Source organism: Borreliella californiensis (assembly GCF_014205885.1).
Lineage (GTDB): Bacteria > Spirochaetota > Spirochaetia > Borreliales > Borreliaceae > Borreliella > Borreliella californiensis.
The window spans coordinates 10751-28697 of record NZ_JACHFB010000007.1; the positions used below are offsets into that span (position 1 = coordinate 10751).

Genomic DNA, 17947 nt, shown 5'->3' on the forward strand with positions numbered 1-17947 from the left:
TTTTATTGTCGTGCACTTTAAAATCAAACTTATAAACGATAGATAACGCCCTATAAGCATCTGCACGATAACCTGTCGCTTTTATCATCTTTTTATGCTCAAGCTCAGGAATTGTAAGCTGCGATTTTATAAAAACCAATTCTTTCAAATTACTATCTTTAAAAAGATGTGTATAGGTTTCATCGATAAAAACAGTATCTTCAAACTTTTCAACAATTTTATTATAAATAACATTGTTTTCTTTTTGTTTGTAAAAAAAGAAAACTAAAAAAATACAAATTGATAGCAGCCCAAAAAATAATATTTTACCCATTAATAATCTGTCCTACTCATGAAAAATCATATCAAATGCACTATAAAAATGCGCACTATTTTTCCTACTTGCCTTGAAAGAATACTTTTTTTTCTCATTATTTATCTCATCAAAACATTCAACGTACACATCAATTCCATTTTCTTCTGCCAAATTTCTTATTTTATTTATTTTTTCATTGTGTTCAAAGAAACTCATATCAAAATTAAAATAATTAACCCCGTCAATAAAGCGAGAGCGGGCATTGATTGGATTGTCTATAACAGAAACCCCATTAATATATACCTTTTTAAATACAATCTCTGTGCTATTCACAATTTGTATCTTAAAATCTAAATCTATGTATCCTTCGTGATAATGCCTTAAAGTAAAGGATCCAAATTGAGTTTTTAATTTAAGAATTAAACCAAAATCATATCTATTACTATCATTTAAAATAACAACTTCTTCAGATGCTTCACTAGAAAAAATAAAATTGTTGGGAATTAATAAAAAAGAAATCAACAATACTATTGCTTTCATACCTTTTATTATTATACTATTCTAAAGAAGAAATAAATAGAATAAAAAATTTAAATTTCTCTTTTGTGAACTATTGCTTTTAGATTAAAGATCATAGAAATAACTTACTAATTTTAGTTTATGGGTTCTTTTTTAAGAATAGTCATTCATCAAAAAAAATATGATCCACAAGTTTTGCTTCGAGCAGTTTGTCTTAGTTTTTAATTCTTTATAGGATTAAGCCTTAAGGCTTAATAAAAAAGCATTCTATTTATTTAGATAAATATTGCTGAAAACCCTATTTTTGGTTTGGAGGGTTATTATGTTATTTCTATTAAAATAGTATCCCTTTGATATTATCAAAAAACACATTTGGGGTTAAAACAACTCCAACAACTAGAGAAAATTTCTAAGAAAGCTTCTTTAAAATTGTCAAGAATAGTAGGAAAAAAACAAGTAAATCACTCTAGGAATCCTCCAATATGTTGATTATATAATTTTTGGTTGTTTTCCTGGCAAGCCAAATTTAACTCTAATTTAAAATTTAATATTAGCGTAGCAATTTTTAAATAACAATTCTTTTATGATTTCATTATTATTAGCACAAAATTACATAGGGCCTAACCATAAGTATTCTTAAAAAAAGAATACTTATCTTAAGCCCTATAAAACAGACATCGACCAAAGTTAAGGATGCTTACATTTAATAGCACCACTTGTTAATATTATACGTTATATATAGTGTTAAAATCAATATATTATTTTTAAATAATATGTATATTATCCAAATAACTATAGTTTCATATTCTGCACACATAATTATCTATACTAAATTTTAATTATATTTTTTATATTCCTTATATTCTTTCATAATCTCATTAAGCAATTCTTCTTTATCTTTAAGTAATTTTTCTAACAAAAAACTAGTAAATCTTGCTTTTGATTTGTAATATATGTATGCATTTTCTGTTTTAAGCTGAAATCTTAATGGCTTAATAAAATTTCGATTGGATTTTTTAACTTTCAATCCTTTTTTATCCTTTAAGAAAAATAAAGAATTTTGTATGCCATTTTCGATTATGTCTGTCTCTTGAATCAATCCTTCTTCTATTGCATTTGCTATTCTTAAATATTCATAAGCCTGGCTTTTTGCTATTTTATAGTTCCTAGTAAACATTTCAAAGTTTTGATAACCATCTAGCTTATAATATTCTTTATCTTTAATCTCTTTTAAGATTTTCATTGTTTCTATTTTATTATGAATTTCTTTTTGGAAGTTGATTATTAGCCTTTCTTTTAAAAATAGAAATCGTTCCATTTTATCTTCATCAAAATTAATTTCAATTTTATTTTGATTTTTGTTAGTATTGATACGATCCTTTATCTTTATATTCATATATTTAAATTTTACATTCATTTTATTTCCTTATGTATCATGAAGTTAAAAATTTTTCCGATAACTGGAAAAATTTTTCAAGTGTAATTTCATATTCTTTTATATAATCTTTATTTAAATCAAAAGTGTCGTTCTCTGCTATCCTTTTGTTTAAGTCTTCACGTTCATGAATAAAACCTAAAAAATTATCGTCTTTGCTTATTAATTCTAATAAGTGTTTATAGGTATTGTTTTTCTTAAAATTAGTTACCATTGGAAAAATAGGTATTTTCAGTTTTAATCTCTTTAGGGCAAATTCTAATAGTTGTAAACTTTCAACTGACCATTTTTGAGCGGTCATTGGAATTATTATATAATTGCTTACAACTAGTACATTTGTTAAAATAATCCCTAAACTAGGACTAGTGTCTATTATTATATAATCGTATTTATGTTTTAATAATTTTAAATTATCTTTTAATCTTGTTTCTTTGAATGGAATGTTATCATCATAAAAAAGGTATAAATATATATAACTAGGTAATATACATAAATTATTATTTAATCTAAAGGTGGAAGAATTTATATTTTTTTTATCTATTAATACCTCATAAATATTTTGTTTTGAAACGTCTACTCCTTGTTCTTCTAAGAGATCTGAAAAATAACTAGTGGTTGATGCCTGTGGATCAGCATCAATTAAAAGAACTTTATACTTTTTAGACAAGAGTGTTGAAAAGATAATAGCGCTTGTGCTTTTGCCAACACCTCCTTTAATTGAACCAATTGCAATTATTTTAGTGTTTTTTCTATCCATTTATTTATAATTCCTCCATTTGGTAATTCTTTACAATAAAACTCGTATACTTTTTTTTCTAACCTATTTAACATATCAATAAACGCTTGGAAATATTTTTTATTAATTTTTTCTTTTTTGATTAATCTAGCAAGACTTCTTAAATAACAAAACACACTACCTTTTTTAAATTTGAACTCTATATAATATATTTTGGAAAATGTATATGATTTTACAGTACCGTTAACTTTGTATTTTGTAATAATATTTTTTATAGGCTTTCTGTATCCATAAAAAATTCCTAAAAATTTGTCATTTTCCTTTGTTGAGAATAAATTAAATCCTTCGAATTTTTCCTGGTTAAATAATTCTCTAAAAAGAATTGAAAATTTGTTTTCTTTGTACCTATTTATTTCAAATTTGTATAAGTCCATTAGCATTTTAGTGTGGTATATTGTTCTTTCGTTTAGAATTTCTTTTTTGATAAAAATTTCTTTTTTTCTGCTTTTTTTTATTATTTCTTTTTTCTTTCTTTTAAGTTTCTCTATTACACTCTTCATTTTAAACTCTTAATTTACATAGTTATCTTTATAGCTGTTTTACGACTCTGTCATTTCTATAATTTCATTATAGTATTGATTATTAAATATTTTTTTATATTCAAGTTTATTTTGTTTATTTAAGTATTCTTTAATTTTGGATTTTAAATTTGTTGTTTTTGTTTTATTATGTAATTGGTCTAAAAGTATGTTATATATATTAGTTTTCATAATATCTTTGTCTTTTCGATTTTCAAGGTTATTAATATCATACCTTATTTTTTTTATAATTTGACTAAAGTCTTTGTATTTATTGCTTTCTAATATAAAATGGGGTTTGTCTTTATATTCTTGATATATGTTTTGTATTTGTATTTTTATTTTTTCTTTTTCATAGCCTTCATTTATTAAATTTTTTTCTGTGTTTTTTAGAATTAGGATTAAATCTTCTCTTTTTTTTTGTAATGTCTTTTGTAAATTAACTTTGGTTTCTTTTTTGAAATAGTATTTTTCTTTGCTGATAAGTTTGAAAAACTTTATAGTTGTTTCTTTTTTTAAGTTAAGGTTGATAATTAAAGAGGAAATTTCATCACCAAAATTACATTTTTTTGCATATTTTTTTAATTTAAGTTTGTTTTTTTGTGTTCTTATCTTATTTTCTTTTTCTTCTTTATTATATTTATTATTAGTACACTCCCCATTTTTTACATTGCCCTTTTGATTATAATTTATTGTAATATATGAATTAACGCGCCTTTGAAATCTTTCTGTTTTTTTATCTTTGAAGTATTGGTTTAGTAGGCTGTAGCAGTCTTTTTTAGAATACCTAAGAGCATAGTAGATTTCAGTGCCCATGTTAATACCCAGATGTCTATGGTAGTTAATAGAAATATTAAGCTTTTCTAGTTTATAAAAGTAGTTTCGAAGTGTTTTGATTGAAACTTCTTTTTGTCCGTTACGCTTTAAGTTGCTGTTAAAACAATAAAGAATGTCTGATTGGTTGTATTTTTTTTTATTTTTATTAATATACTCAAGTGTTGCAATTAAAACAATTAGCTTGTGTTGATATTTACTTTGTACTTGTAGGGATTTATTAACCTTCATTTTTGCCTCCTCAACTTCGGATGGTTTTTATACTTTCTTACATAATAAAGCAATTTTTCAGATAAGTAAAGTTTGACACTAAAAATAAAAATAAAAATTTTTTATATTGTGTGATGTTATAAAATAGGTTTTTATTATGGTTAAAGCTACTATTTAGCTATAATCAAAAAAATATATTGGAATTAGAAAAATTATACTGGGAGCTATTGGTTTTAGCATCTTGAAATGGATTTTTTGTAATGCATGGCAATTAAGTTTTTATTATTTTTAAATAATTAGTCATGCTAAGTTTGTTTATTTTTAGTAAGATTAGCAATTATACTTTTAATTTTAAAGTCTAATATAATATTAAATAGGGACTGCTTTAAAAATAAGCAAATTAAATTAAAACAAATTCTAAAAAATACTCAAAAACAATTAGAAAAAAATGGATACAATAACGATCAATTAGAAATAAATTTCCAAAAAATATATCAAACTTACAAGTTTAAACCACATTTTATTATTGAGAATCATAAATATAAAGATTTAGATATTATAAAAAGAAAATGCTAAAGTAATGTACCATACAAAAATAATGATGGATATTTACAAATTTGGGGTTTATAAAAAAAACACGAATTTAGATTATCATCGCAAGCATTATTTAATGGGGAAAGAATTGTTGAAGAAACTCATTTGTATTCCATTAAAGAAGGGGATAAGTTTATTGGCATTTTCTATGGATATAGAAAACCAATAAAAAAACCTTAATAAAGTATCAATTAAACGGGACTAGAAAAGTGTATGTATTGGCAAGGACATATTATATGGAGTTTAGATTTAAACACGTAAGTGTTTTTTTGCTGCTTCAAGGGACTGTATTGTTTGTTAGATAAAAAAAAGAACAAATAATCAATAAAATAAAATACTATTTAGTATGTTTACAGATTTGGAGCAACAAGTATATAAATTTTATGGGAAAAGATACCCCGAACAAGGACCGTTAATAAAATAGATAATAAAAAACCTAAAATAATAACAATTGTGTCAATTAAGGGCAGTGTTGGTTGGTAAAAGCACAAGCGTGATAATTTTAGCGACTTTGTTATCAAAAAATAATAAAGTTCTTTTAATTGATATGGATACTCAGGCATCAGTTACTAGTTATTTTTATAAAACATTAATAGAAAATGAATTTGATTTGCTTGGAAAAAATATATATGAGGTTTTAAAAGGAAATCAATTAATAAATGATGTAATTATTAACGCTGATAATAATTTTGATTTATTGCCAAGCTATTTAAGTTTGCACACTTTTAGTGAAGAACCTTTGTCTTATAAGGAACATAGGTTAAAGAATAGCTTTAAATATTTAAAATTTAAATATGATTATATTATACTTGATACTAATCCTCATTTAGATTCTACATTATCCAATGCTTTAGTTGTTAGTAAACATGTCATAGTTCCAATGATTGCAGAGAAGTGGACTATTGAAAGTTTACAGCTATTAGAGTTTTTTACAGATAAATTAAAGTTGAAACCGAAAGTATTTTTATTTGTAACAAAATTTTTAAAAAAATAAAACACATAAAGATTTATTAGAAATATTGCAAAAAAAAAGAAAAGTTTTTGGGGATAATATCAGAACTTGAAGATTTAAATAGGAGAATAGCAAAAAATGATAGGTTTGATTTAGATAGAGATTATATAAAGGAGTATGATAGCGTTTTAAATAATTTTATTTTAAAAATATGAAATTTGTCCGATAGTTGGATGAATTTTTTTAACAAAAAGATAGGAGATTAATTATGGATGTAGGAATAAAAATAAACGATAGGGTAATATCAAAAAAGGAAATAAAAAAGGAATTAAGCAATAAAGATGAAATATAAAGCATTATAATTTGTTGAAAGAACGTTTGAAATCTAATTTTCAAAAGGAAATCTATAATAAAATAGAAAGTATGAAAATTTTGAAAGAAATAAAAGATAATGAATACTATAAACTTGATGGTTATAAAAGTTTTGATGCTTTTATAAAAAAATATAAGTTAGCTAAAAGTCAAACTTATGAATATTTAAAGATAGCATCAGTTATAGAAAATGGCGCAATAGAAGAACTTTTTTTATTAGAAAATGGAATTAAAGAAACTATAATCTTTTTAAGAAATAGTAATTCAGATACGGTTAAAAAATTAAAACAAAATCCAGTAAAACCATTAAGATTGGAGCTTAAAAGCAAAGAAAGTTATGATTTTTACAAAAGTAATGCTAAATTTACGGGATTTTTATTAGATGAACTTTTTGAAAGTCAAAAAGACTTGATCAATAAATTTTTAAAAAGGTATAAATAATTAAAAGGATAGTTTATGAGCAATTTGGCGTACAGAACATACAATATAGAAAGTATGAAAAATGAATTTAATGTCAAAATAGATAGTGTAAATACTAAGATTGATAGTGTAAAAAGTGAACTTACCAATAAGATTGAAAATAGTAAAGAATTTGCGTAGAGATCTTAATATGGGGAACAGACTAATACATTTTATGATATTAACGGCAGCAATTTTTGGACCAATTTTGAATGCTTTATTTATGAAATATCTACAATATATTCAGTAATTGAAGAACATATAATTTGCGTTTTGGTATTATAATATAATTGTTGAGAGATTTTACTATAAAGTAATATTTTATTTTTATTCTATTATTAATTACAACTTATTTAAATTTTTTTTTATCAAAAGAATTTAAGTGGGTTGTAATTTGGTAAAAATATAAATTGATTTTAATTTTAAGTTGAAATACGCAACAATCAGTATATTTATTTGAGCATTTTGCAGTTTTGACTACCTTTTTAGGAATTTTAAATTAAGTGGGGGGCTTAACTAAATTTTCTTATTAAAGAATTTAGTTAAGCTGAGCTTTTTCCTTCAAAAATTTTTGAAGGAAAAAGCGCCAAAAAAAGTTTTTGTTATATATTTATGTGTAATAAAAATTTATAAGAGGAAAAGGTTATTTTAAAATCCTAACTTGTCAAAAATAATTTTTGATATATAATAATCCACAAGAAAATATTCAAGGAGAGTCCACAATGATATGTGTTAGTCAACAAAGTTTTACTAGCTGTAAAGTATTTGAGGAAAAAGTTTTTTCATTAAAGAAAAAAGTAAGTTAAGTAAGTTAAGTAAGTTAGGTAAGTTAGGTAAGTTAGGTAAGTTAGGTAAGAAATTATCAGGAATTGGCAGTAAAGAGTGTTTTAGATTTGATCGAAATCAAGATTTTAGCGTACAAAGAAACAAGCTTGATAAATATGGCGCTAGTGAAGTAGGCAATATTCTTATTGAAGGTGCTAGTCTAAAAGACTTAATGATAAATAGAGTGCTTAAATATTTGGTATGAGTATGCCTTTTGAAAAGAATTTATATATATATGCTCAAGAGCAAGGATTTAGAGAATTTGTTAAAGTATAAGTTGATAATATAGCGGGTTTGTATAAAAATAAATATGCTAATGGTGTTAATAAATATAATTATTCCAAAAAAATGGGTAGTATATAAACTTTAGTAGACATAATATCTTTTAGATAAATCTTGTGCTATTAGTTATTCCATACTAAGTTGAAGAAATTCTTTATATATTTATTTTTGGCTTACATTTACAATATTTGTTGACACTGTTTCCATAATATTTGCCTTTACAGTCATATTTATACTGTTTTAAATATGTTGGTTGGCTTTAGATATTTTTATATGTAAAGTAGAATTTCTTGCAAGAAAAACCTTTTTGTAATTTACATTTTTAACTGTATTAGCAAGCTCAACACTAGAATATTTATTAAATTTGCGTATAAATCCGAATTCTAAACTAACGTGCACTCTAAATCTAATTTTCCCCTAATTCTTCTAGCTTCAACTTCTAATCTAAAAGTTTGTGCTAAAAGATGTTCAAAAGTGTCTTTACTAATTGTTACTCTAAAGTCCTTGTTAACATAAATTTCGTTACTTGTCCATTTTTGCCTCATCCTTCATACATTTCCCTTAGAAACTTCTAGTCTCTTTGCTATTTTTCTATCACTTAATGATCCTCTTTAAAATATGCAACATAATCATCAAAAGATCTTTTAACCCTTTTCAAAAAAATTCTCCTAAAGTAACACAATTAATAAATTGTTTCTCTAAATAATAAAGCAATTTAATAAATTGTTAACATAAACTATTAACTTCTTATACCTATTAACTGGTGTTTAATATTTATTTCATTTACTATTCACAACCATCACTATTTGGATCCATTAAACATTTTACAACTTTCTGAATTTCTTCTTTATTAGCAGTACTTTGAAGATATTCTTTTAATTTTTTTAAAAAATCTTTTAATTTTTCTAAATCTCCCTTAATATCACTAATCTTTACAGTAGTTTTATTTGTATTACTATCACTCTCTTTTATTTTTCTCCTTAATTCTGTTCTAGCTTCTTCTAGTTGTATAATAAGCTCTTTTAATTCACCTTTATTCTTCAAGATAGTCAGCCCATTCAGCATAAATAGAAGTACCAATTGTTTTCGCATCAGTAATATCATCATAAATAGCGCCCGTAACCTTATCTTCAACTTCTTTTCCAGACACTTGCTTCTTTCTTCAAAGAATGATTCTGGATTAATACTATAAATATCACTGGTTATCTTGTTTATTTTTTTTGTAACTATTGAAATTTTGCCCCTAGTTCTTCTTTCAAGAGGATTTTCACTTGATTTTGATTTTCTTAATTTTTTTCTTTCTTCTATTCGTCTTTTTCTCTCTCTTCTTTCTTGTTCTTTCCCTTCTTTTTTAGCTTTATCTTTCTTTTCAACTTAAACTTGATTAACTTGTGCTTCTTTTTCTACTATAGCTTGTTCTTTTTTCCCTTTTTTAGCTTACTTTTACCTTTTCTACTTTTCCTTCTTTTTGACCATCACTTTGCCCTGTTGTTTTTAATATCAGTATATTATATGGCTACTTGCAGGCAATACTGGTGGCGAACCTAATACACTGTTATTAGGTTCATCTCCCTGTATTAATTCTCTTTTTTCTTCTTCTTGTAATTTCTTTGCTACTTCATTTATTTTCGGACCACTTAAGGTAATTTTATCTTTTGGATCTAAAATTTTATCTAAAAATCCTTTAATTTTCCCTTATACATTTTGTTCTAAATCTTTATTAGCTGAATAATTCTTACAAGAAATTATCATCACAAAAACAGTACAAATAATCAGCATTTTTTTATTCATAATTGTTCTCTCCTGTACTTTGAACTTCTATTTTAAATTCTTTTTAAGCTCTTCTAGTGATATTGCATATTCAGCAGCTTTATCTCCTAAAGAATCCTTAATTTTATCTCCCAAAAATATAATATGTTCAGAACCATCAATATTTCCTATTTTTGTTATTATCTCTTTATTTTGGATACCACTTTTACTACTTTGTTCGTCATTATATCCATAATACAAACTAGTTTTAAAAGCCCCACCTTCAGTCATTGATTTTACAAAGTTATCAACTTCTGACTCTTCTAATGAAAAAAATGTAGCTGAATGTCCCCCAGCATTTAACCCCGTTGCAATACCATCTTCCTCTTTTCTCACAACTAAAGCTCCTAAGTCTGTCCAATTACCATTATTGTCTTTTTTATTTTTAATATTTACAGTAAATTCACAAAATTCTATTGCATCTCTACTACTTTCTTGTTTACTTAAACTACCTCTAAAATTTTCGCAAGAAATTATCAAAGCAAAAATAACATAAATAATAAACATTCTTATTTTTTTTTTCATAAGTCACTCCCTAACCCTTAAACATAACACAATACATAATAATTGCAATTTTTTAAGGATTTATTAAATATCTAGTTTTATTACATTTTTACTGTATCTATGCTACAAATATACAATTAAATTATCTTTCTTCTTTTAACATGCAAAAGAATTTTAATACGCTTGTACCATAAACAACATGCTTATCAGATATAAATACTTCAAGCCTATTTAGATCATTGAATTTATTGGTTTTATTGAAATAGTCTTTTATAAAGCCTCCCCAATATTCTATACTCTTAAGCTCAGCATTGTTGTTATTAAGAAGATCAGATAAAGCATCATTATTATCAACACATAATGTTCGAATAAGTCCATTTATGTTGCTTTTTTGTTTACCTTCATTTACCCAATTTTTTATATTAACCAGTGCATCTTTAAAAATTTCATGGCAATAAAACTTACCGGTTTCCAACTTTTTATTAAAGTTTTTTATTTGAGTTTTTTTCTTGATTTATGTCTTTTTTTTATTCTTGATTAACACTAGCTGGTTTTCTAGGCATAAAATTACCGTTTTCATAATTATTGTAAATAGACGCTACATCAGTATCCACCTCACTTTCTATGTTAAGATACATAACTAAAGCATATCTTTTAAAATAAGTAATAGATAAGCTTATAAGTTGTAGTAATATATTTACATTTTTAGGTCCATTTTCATTGTTCCATTGTAAATTTTCTGTAAGAATTGGTGTATCAGTATTCATAATCGCCGCTTTTGCTGCAAAATGTAGTCCTAACAACGTGGAGAACTTTTTGACCATCTACAACTGTAAAAGTTGAAAATTGTTCAAAATCAGGCTCTAAATCGTGCTTAATAATAACGTTTTTAATTTCTCTAACTATTTCGCTGGAATTCTGATACTTATAGCCACAGTCTTTAAGATTTTTATCAATACCTGATAAGTTCATTCTTGGGGTTTTCATATCTCTTTTAAAGTTAATTTTTACTTGAATATTTTCTTGTGGATTATTTTTGTTTGAAGCATTTGACATAACGGTCAACTTCTTTTATTAGTTATAAGCAAGTATATATCAAAAACTATTTTTAACAATTTTTTTACAAAAATTTTTGTAAAAAAATTAGGGCTTAGCTAAATCCTCTACTAAAAGAACTTCGCTAAACCCTTATATTATTTTTGCAAATTACTAACAAAGATAGTCGCAAATGTCAATATTTTAACAACTACGTTACTTTAGTATAGGACAACTTCAAATTAAAATTAATGTATCTTTTTACCAAATTACATAAAGTGTATTGAATTAATAAGATTAATAATTAAAATCTAATATTTTTTTAGAAAAGTATTTACTTTTAAATCAAAATTATGCATTATAGTAGTAATTGCTAATTATTTATAATTAGCAAAGGAGATTGACGGTTATGTCAATATCAATAAAAAAAGCCCACGTTGCTACAATAAGCATCAATACAAATTAATAGTTCTTGTCTCAACGCTAGATTCCCTAAACAAAAAAAATAAGAAATACACTCAAAAAAACATACTCTATTACTTTAATGAAAATCTTAATAGAAATGGTCAAGCTCCCACTAAGCTAAAAAATATGCAAAATTATCTTTACAAATTAGAAAAAGAATTCAAAGTCACAACTAACTACTACCAACATTTGTGAGTAAATTGTGGAACTGAAATTTACTATAAGCTTAATTATCCTAAAAAAGAATGTTACCTTAAAATCAACAAGTACTTTAAAGAAAAAAAAAGACTCTAGATTTAAATTTAGAGTCAATAACTATTTTAAAGACAATGTTAATAAACATAGTAGTGTAGAATTAGTTGAGTGTCTAAATAATAAAAATATTAATATAAAAGAAGAAAAAAGAAATAACCAAATAGAAAAATATCAAATAAAAAACTATTTCAATAAATGTAACTTTAAATCTAAAAAATTTCTTTCAATTTTAAATTTAGATATTAATAAAAAAACAAAAATTGACATAATGAAAATTATAAAACAAGTTGAAATTGAACTAATAAGAAGTTTTAATATACATGTTCGCTAATGTTTAAATTTTCCTTATGTGGAGCATATTCTGCAGTAATTCTGCTGAAAAATAAAAGATATGTATAAGGTTTTAATCTATTAACACCACATAATATGGCAATTAATATCTGGATTATATAAATATAATTATAGTGTAATGTATTATTGTACTATAATTATATTATAAAAGAGTGTTTATAATATAGAACATAATTTCTGGAGTGCTTGTTTTTTTAACATTTGTAATTCAGGTTTTAATATCAATAATAGTTAACTAAAAAAAAAATTAGAACCATATGGACTTTATGTTTTATTTAGGTAGTTTTAAGATAAAAATTCTTGTTTTAACTAAATAAATTATTGCTGTAAATTATATCGATTAATATTGTCCAATATAACAGGATTATATCTTCTATTAAATATCTCTTAAGGAGGATTTTATTTTAAAAATAACACAAAATAGTGCCCTTGTTTTAATAGATGTACAAAATGATTTTTTAGAATCAGGTGCTTTGCCAGTATCTAATAGTAATGAAATAATTCTTTTGATCAACCAACTTCAAAATTATTTCAAAAACATTGTTGCTACCAAAGATTGGCATTGTAAAAATCATGTAAGCTTTTCTAATAATAAAAATGGGGGTATTTGGCCTGAACATTGTGTCAAGAATACTTGGGGATCAGAGTTTCCTAACGATCTAGATACAAAAAGAATAAAAAAGGTTTTTTTAAAAGGTACTGATCGATATTACGATAGTTATAGTGGATTTTATGATGATTGTATTAAAACAAAACAAACGGGCCTTCAGCTTTATCTGAAAAACAATTCAATCAATACATTGTTTATTGCGGGATTAGCATTAGATTTTTGTGTAAAAGAAACAATACTTGATGCAATTAACTTAGGATTTCAAGTCTTTCTAATAATAGATGCTACAAGAAGCATAACATCTACTCCCGAATTAATAATTCAGGAGCTTAAAAGGCTTAATGTATCAACCTGTTTTTCTAAAGACATATTCGACAACAACTAAAATAAGCTTAATCTAAAAAAGGCAATTCAAAAATATTGAATGATGGAAAACTACTATTTCCAAATTAAAGATCATAAAATAGATTGTGTTATTATAATGGTTTCTTAGATTTTAAAATCAGGCCATCTTGCTAGAGCGTTTTTAACAAAAAAATTAATTGACTCCTAATTTTATTAAAAATGACACAAGTAAATAACAAATCTAAGTTCAAGCTTGTAGAATTTCTATTCTTGCAGTAACGCTCAATTTATAACCAAAATTAATGTGTTTTTAGCAAAAGATTGAAAAATCCTTCGACTATAAATTTATCTAACATATTTTTTATATAAATAGGGTTGATTTTAAATCAAAGTTATATATAGAAACATAAATAAGAACAAAAAATGCAAAAATCTTATTTAACAAACTTAAAAAGTAGTCTTATCAGAATAAATTGCAATGCAAATTCATGTTCTTGTTTCAACACTAGCTTATGTTAATAGCAAATATTAAAGTACACTAAAATAATGAGTTGCATTATTTTAGTGTACTCCTTAAAAGAAATGGACGAATTATTTATTACATGTTTTTAACTTTTTATAGAGCAGAAAAAAATTTACTTGTTATGCTCATAATTTTTTTAAAGAGCTTAATTAGTAGTCTTTTATTTGAATATATATATTACTTTTCAAAGTATAATAATAGCATATTATTATATTGGCCAATTAACTTCTAAACTCATAACACACATTTTTGATTTCATTAAATATCTTATCTTCAGGGTCAATATCGGGTCCACCAACTCTCAATTTTGTATTATATCTGCTTGAGTAGATGGAGGATTTAATAACATAAAATAACTATCAAAAACACTGGCAAGTCTGCTTTCTATTCTATAATGTTCTTTGGCATCCATATTAAGATTTTCATCTCTACCCTCTACATTAGGCCGATTATCTCTACCATGTTTGATATAGCTGAGCAGTTCTTTAATTTTACTCCTATCTTTCAGTTTGAATAAAAACCTTTTAACATACTCTTCTATTTGGGATACATCTCCTTTTAGATAAATATTAAAATGAGGTGCACTATGCCCTTTTGGTAATTCATCTTTTAAGGCATTAACAAAAAAAGTTAATGTATTAATTTCTTCATTGCTAAGTTTAAGATTGCTTTTCCAATCAGATTTTGAATTAATATTTTTTACACTTTGTACGTCTTGCAATAAGTGATCTTTATTGTTGCTATTATTTTTCAATAAAATAAAACTTTATTTATTACTCAATATTAAACCTATCTTTTAATTTTAACCTATTAAATATTTGACTATTCAATGTAAATTTACTAATATTAAAAGCATCATTAATTTCCCGTATCTTTTTATAATATGGTCTATAACTTTTTAAAATGTTATTTTTAAAACTTTTAAAACAGGTATTATCTTTTCAATAATATTAAATAATTCTTTATTATGTTAACTATTTTAAAATACTAAATAAAATTTATTATTTAAAATAATAATCCCATATTTTAGTGTGGTTGCTGCTTTTCCATGATTTTGCTTATTGGTATTCAAATTGAGATATTTACTCTAGTTTAGATTTTCTCTTGAGAAATATCTAAAATGTTGTGGATTGTATTATAGTTCTATTTCAGATAGAAATATAGTCAATAGAAAGTTTTACTATTTTAATTAATGTAGTTAATGATATTACAAAATTTAGAGAGAAAATATACAATATTTCTATTGTATAGAACCAGTTTATAAAAAATAGAAAAATGATAAAAGAAGTGGAGGATTTGCTTTATAAAGAATATAGTGTATATCTTAAGGATAAGATTCATTTTTTAATAGTATAAAAGTTATTATAAGCAGAAAATTAGAGTTTTCTGCAAAAGAAATGTATCATAAAGAAATAAAAGATGCTTTTAAAAATATTTTTTCTTTATATTTAACAAAGATATTGACTATAATGTTGTTTGTTTAGAGTTGTTTGATTAATTTTGATGGGTATTCCCGAGGAAGAAGAATATGAAAACTATAAGTATGCTTTAAAAAAGAGCATGGTTAATGATATTGAAAATAAAATTAAAATCATGGAAATATTGTACAACATAAAAAACAAAAAACTTTACCGTATTGATGGGCATGTAAGTTTCAAGTTTTTTATTGAAGAATTTTTAATTGCGAGAACCCAAGCTTATTTATATTTAAAAATATATGAACAGGTTTTGAAAGGAGACGTAAGTATAAAAGAAATTAGAGACGGGTGATAGAAATTTATAGAAATATAAAATCAAAAGAGGTGGTAGATAAAAAGCCAAATCAAAATTCAATAAAACCATTAAAATTCCAGCTTAAAAGACAAGATAGTTACGATTTCTATAAAAGCAATGCTAGATTTACGGGGTATTTATTGGATAAGATTTTTTCTAGTGATAAAGATTATTTAAACAAAATATTTAAAGGATATCATGATTTAAATTTAAAAAAAACAAAGTAAAATACATAAGCAAACACTTGCAAAATTTAAACAATTTTTGTGCAATTATTAGCGATTGTGTTTTTAAATTAATGCGATCCTAATTGTCAATTTAAAACCTATTTATTATTAGATTGCAAGAGTTATTATCTTATATTTTTTAATAACTTTTTTTAGAGGACAGTTGAAATCCGTTTATTCCAATATTAAAATTGGGTCCAAACCCCGCAAACGCAATGTCGAGTCTTTTTTTAAGATTAGCGTTGTACTTGTTTGCAAATGTAAATGGAATAATAAATTCCAGTGATGTAGGATGCTGCAGTCATAAGCCTCCCTATACCCGTTAGTGTTATTATTATTAAAACACTCGTCGGATTGTACACTATCCATTTTTTAGTAGAGTTGTTGTTAAAATAGTTGTCAATTCTTTTTTTAAATCTTAAAATTTTTTTCTATAAAGTATTTGTTTATCTTATGGTAACAATCTTTTTTGGGATAATTAAGTTTATAATAAATTTCAGTCCCAAAATTTACACCCATGTGTTGATAGTAGTTAGTTGTGACTTTAAATACTTTTTCTAATTTGTAAAGATGTTTTTGCATAGTTCTTAGTGTAGAGATAGCTTGACCATTTTTTTTAGATTTTCATTGAAATAATATAATATGGTGTTTTAGGTGTATTTTTGATTTTTGTTATTTAAAAAGTATAGTGTTGAGATAAGAACTATTAATTTATGTTGAATTTTATTGTGGTAATTTACGGTATTTTTATTTGCTAAGTTACAATCCATTTAAGTATCCTTTAGAATAGTTTATCGCTTCCACTTATTAGTGGAAATGAATTTGCTTTAAAAGTAAATACTTTTATAAATATTGACTTTTAAAGTTTTAGTGACTGCGATTTTGAAAATTATATATTATTAATATATCTAGATTATAATTTTGATTTAGTGTACAACATATATGTGAATTTATATATCGTTTAAGATATCTAAGTTAAATGATTAACACGCTTTCAATTGTATAAGGGCTTATAGCAATCTCTTTAAAAGAGAATACTTTAAAGCCCCCTTAGCAATTTTATGTAATACTGATTTTCCTAATTTGCATTATATGGGTGTTATATTGTTGATTTTTAATTATAAAACGGGGGGGTTAGTTTTGTAATTCCCATATTTTTTTATCATATTGTGTATTAAGTTAATTTAACTTATTTTTTTAAAAAAATGTTTCAGGGTGCTCCGAAAATTTTTATTATTAATTATTTAAAATTATGCATCCTCAAAATTTAAATTACTTGACTCGAGTAATTTGTAAAAAAATTGTTTGTTTATATAATCTTATTGTAAATTGTTGTGGCAAGTTGCAAGTTTTTGTACAAACTTGATTTATAATAATTTTTTTAAAAAAGTAAAAATAGTGTGACTCCCTATATTAAAAAAAGCTTTTTGAGAGGCAAAATTAATTTTATAATATATATTAGATATAGAATTTTTATTAGGATAAAATTTGGTTATGACTTTTGTTTTGTTTTCTAATATATTGAGGTATTTTTTCATTGTTGTTAGATTAATAGAATTTTGATTGTTTTTTTTAGATTTTCGTTGTAAAATTTGAATAGAGTTTTTTGATGATAATTTCTTAATATTAGATTAATCTTGTGTATTGTAAAGATAAGAATAAACAATTTGCATGTTTGTTTAGCTGCTAATTTTAATTTTTTTTCAACTATAGGGTTGCTCATAGTGTAATTATATAGATAATATTTAAAAATAAAAATCGAATTGATAAAATTGTAACAAATTTTTAAAATTGCCTATTAATAATTTTCAAAAATTTAAAGATTTTACTTTTTGGGATAAAGTTAGTGATTTATTGAAAATTCAAGTTAAAGTTTAGGGCCAATATACTTTATACTAATAAAAAATTATATATATAATTTTTTATTAGTATAAAGTATATTGGCCCTAAACTTTAACT

The 17947-nt window shown here is 24.2% G+C and carries 11 protein-coding genes and 12 pseudogenes; 10 read left to right on the forward strand and 13 right to left on the reverse strand.

Annotated elements, in window-relative coordinates:
• The 6 genes and pseudogenes from HNP67_RS05890 to HNP67_RS05915 form a co-directional block, all read right to left on the reverse strand.
• Positions 1-313, reverse strand: a pseudogene (locus HNP67_RS05890) (virulence-associated protein BptA); the annotation flags it as partial.
• A gap of 12 nt (positions 314-325) precedes the next feature.
• Positions 326-835, reverse strand: a complete 510-nt coding sequence (locus HNP67_RS05895; protein WP_184125541.1) for a hypothetical protein — start codon at positions 833-835, stop codon at positions 326-328.
• A gap of 814 nt (positions 836-1649) precedes the next feature.
• Positions 1650-2231: a chromosome replication/partitioning protein gene (locus HNP67_RS05900; protein ID WP_184125543.1), complete on the reverse strand. Its 582-nt coding sequence runs from the start codon at positions 2229-2231 to the stop codon at positions 1650-1652.
• Positions 2232-2247: 16 nt separating this feature from the next.
• Positions 2248-3006, reverse strand: a complete 759-nt coding sequence (locus tag HNP67_RS05905; RefSeq protein WP_184125545.1) for a ParA family protein — start codon at positions 3004-3006, stop codon at positions 2248-2250.
• Positions 2982-3545: a DUF226 domain-containing protein gene (locus HNP67_RS05910; RefSeq protein WP_184125547.1), complete on the reverse strand. Its 564-nt coding sequence runs from the start codon at positions 3543-3545 to the stop codon at positions 2982-2984. Before HNP67_RS05910 ends, HNP67_RS05905 begins: the two co-directional genes overlap by 25 nt.
• 39 nt (positions 3546-3584) lie before the next feature.
• Positions 3585-4628: a plasmid maintenance protein gene (locus tag HNP67_RS05915; protein ID WP_184125549.1), complete on the reverse strand. Its 1044-nt coding sequence runs from the start codon at positions 4626-4628 to the stop codon at positions 3585-3587.
• 348 nt (positions 4629-4976) lie between these two features.
• On the opposite strand from HNP67_RS05915, the pseudogene HNP67_RS05920 reads away from it, so the two are divergent.
• The 6 genes and pseudogenes from HNP67_RS05920 to HNP67_RS07010 all read left to right on the forward strand — a co-directional run.
• A pseudogene (locus tag HNP67_RS05920) lies at positions 4977-5177 on the forward strand (plasmid maintenance protein); the annotation flags it as partial.
• A pseudogene (locus HNP67_RS05925) lies at positions 5170-5625 on the forward strand (DUF226 domain-containing protein); the annotation flags it as partial. The pseudogenes HNP67_RS05920 and HNP67_RS05925, both read left to right, overlap by 8 nt.
• Positions 5622-6368, forward strand: a pseudogene (locus HNP67_RS05930) (ParA family protein). The pseudogenes HNP67_RS05925 and HNP67_RS05930, both read left to right, overlap by 4 nt.
• A gap of 163 nt (positions 6369-6531) precedes the next feature.
• Complete coding sequence (locus HNP67_RS05935) at positions 6532-6966, forward strand: chromosome replication/partitioning protein (RefSeq protein WP_236845746.1); 435 nt, start codon at positions 6532-6534, stop codon at positions 6964-6966.
• A 69-nt stretch (positions 6967-7035) separates the two neighbouring features.
• Positions 7036-7234 (forward strand): annotated as a pseudogene (locus tag HNP67_RS07265) (Bdr family repetitive protein); the annotation flags it as partial.
• A gap of 472 nt (positions 7235-7706) precedes the next feature.
• Positions 7707-8166 (forward strand): annotated as a pseudogene (locus HNP67_RS07010) (DUF244 domain-containing protein); the annotation flags it as partial.
• Between the two features lie 255 nt (positions 8167-8421).
• Here the strand turns inward: HNP67_RS07010 and HNP67_RS05945 are convergent.
• The 4 genes and pseudogenes from HNP67_RS05945 to HNP67_RS05960 all read right to left on the reverse strand — a co-directional run.
• Positions 8422-8749, reverse strand: a pseudogene (locus HNP67_RS05945) (DUF603 domain-containing protein); the annotation flags it as partial.
• Between the two features lie 128 nt (positions 8750-8877).
• Positions 8878-9882 (reverse strand): annotated as a pseudogene (locus HNP67_RS07270) (ErpC protein).
• A gap of 27 nt (positions 9883-9909) precedes the next feature.
• On the reverse strand, positions 9910-10425 hold the full coding sequence (locus HNP67_RS05955) for an Erp family outer-surface lipoprotein (RefSeq protein WP_184125551.1): 516 nt from the start codon (positions 10423-10425) through the stop codon (positions 9910-9912).
• Between the two features lie 121 nt (positions 10426-10546).
• Positions 10547-11460, reverse strand: a pseudogene (locus HNP67_RS05960) (ERF family protein).
• 378 nt (positions 11461-11838) lie between these two features.
• On the opposite strand from HNP67_RS05960, the pseudogene HNP67_RS05965 reads away from it, so the two are divergent.
• Positions 11839-12478, forward strand: a pseudogene (locus HNP67_RS05965) (plasmid maintenance protein); the annotation flags it as partial.
• Between the two features lie 412 nt (positions 12479-12890).
• Positions 12891-13505 carry an isochorismatase family protein gene (locus tag HNP67_RS05970; protein ID WP_336509687.1) on the forward strand — a complete coding sequence of 205 codons (615 nt, stop codon included), beginning with the start codon at positions 12891-12893 and terminating at the stop codon, positions 13503-13505.
• A 784-nt stretch (positions 13506-14289) separates the two neighbouring features.
• Here HNP67_RS05970 and HNP67_RS07015 read toward each other — a convergent pair.
• Complete coding sequence (locus HNP67_RS07015) at positions 14290-14742, reverse strand: hypothetical protein (protein ID WP_236845745.1); 453 nt, start codon at positions 14740-14742, stop codon at positions 14290-14292.
• 749 nt (positions 14743-15491) lie between these two features.
• Here HNP67_RS07015 and HNP67_RS07100 point away from each other — a divergent pair.
• Both HNP67_RS07100 and HNP67_RS07105 read left to right on the forward strand, forming a co-directional pair.
• Positions 15492-15758: a chromosome replication/partitioning protein gene (locus HNP67_RS07100; protein ID WP_272872308.1), complete on the forward strand. Its 267-nt coding sequence runs from the start codon at positions 15492-15494 to the stop codon at positions 15756-15758.
• Positions 15755-15988 (forward strand): chromosome replication/partitioning protein, encoded by a 234-nt coding sequence (locus HNP67_RS07105; RefSeq protein WP_336509685.1) that lies wholly within the window; start codon positions 15755-15757, stop codon positions 15986-15988. The genes HNP67_RS07100 and HNP67_RS07105 overlap by 4 nt, the downstream gene beginning before the upstream one ends.
• Before the next feature lie 139 nt (positions 15989-16127).
• Here HNP67_RS07105 and HNP67_RS07020 read toward each other — a convergent pair.
• Together HNP67_RS07020 and HNP67_RS05985 are read right to left on the reverse strand one after the other, a co-directional pair.
• A pseudogene (locus HNP67_RS07020) lies at positions 16128-16314 on the reverse strand (P13 family porin); the annotation flags it as partial.
• A gap of 1 nt (position 16315) precedes the next feature.
• A pseudogene (locus HNP67_RS05985) lies at positions 16316-16758 on the reverse strand (plasmid maintenance protein); the annotation flags it as partial.
• Positions 16759-17947 lie beyond the last annotated feature (1189 nt).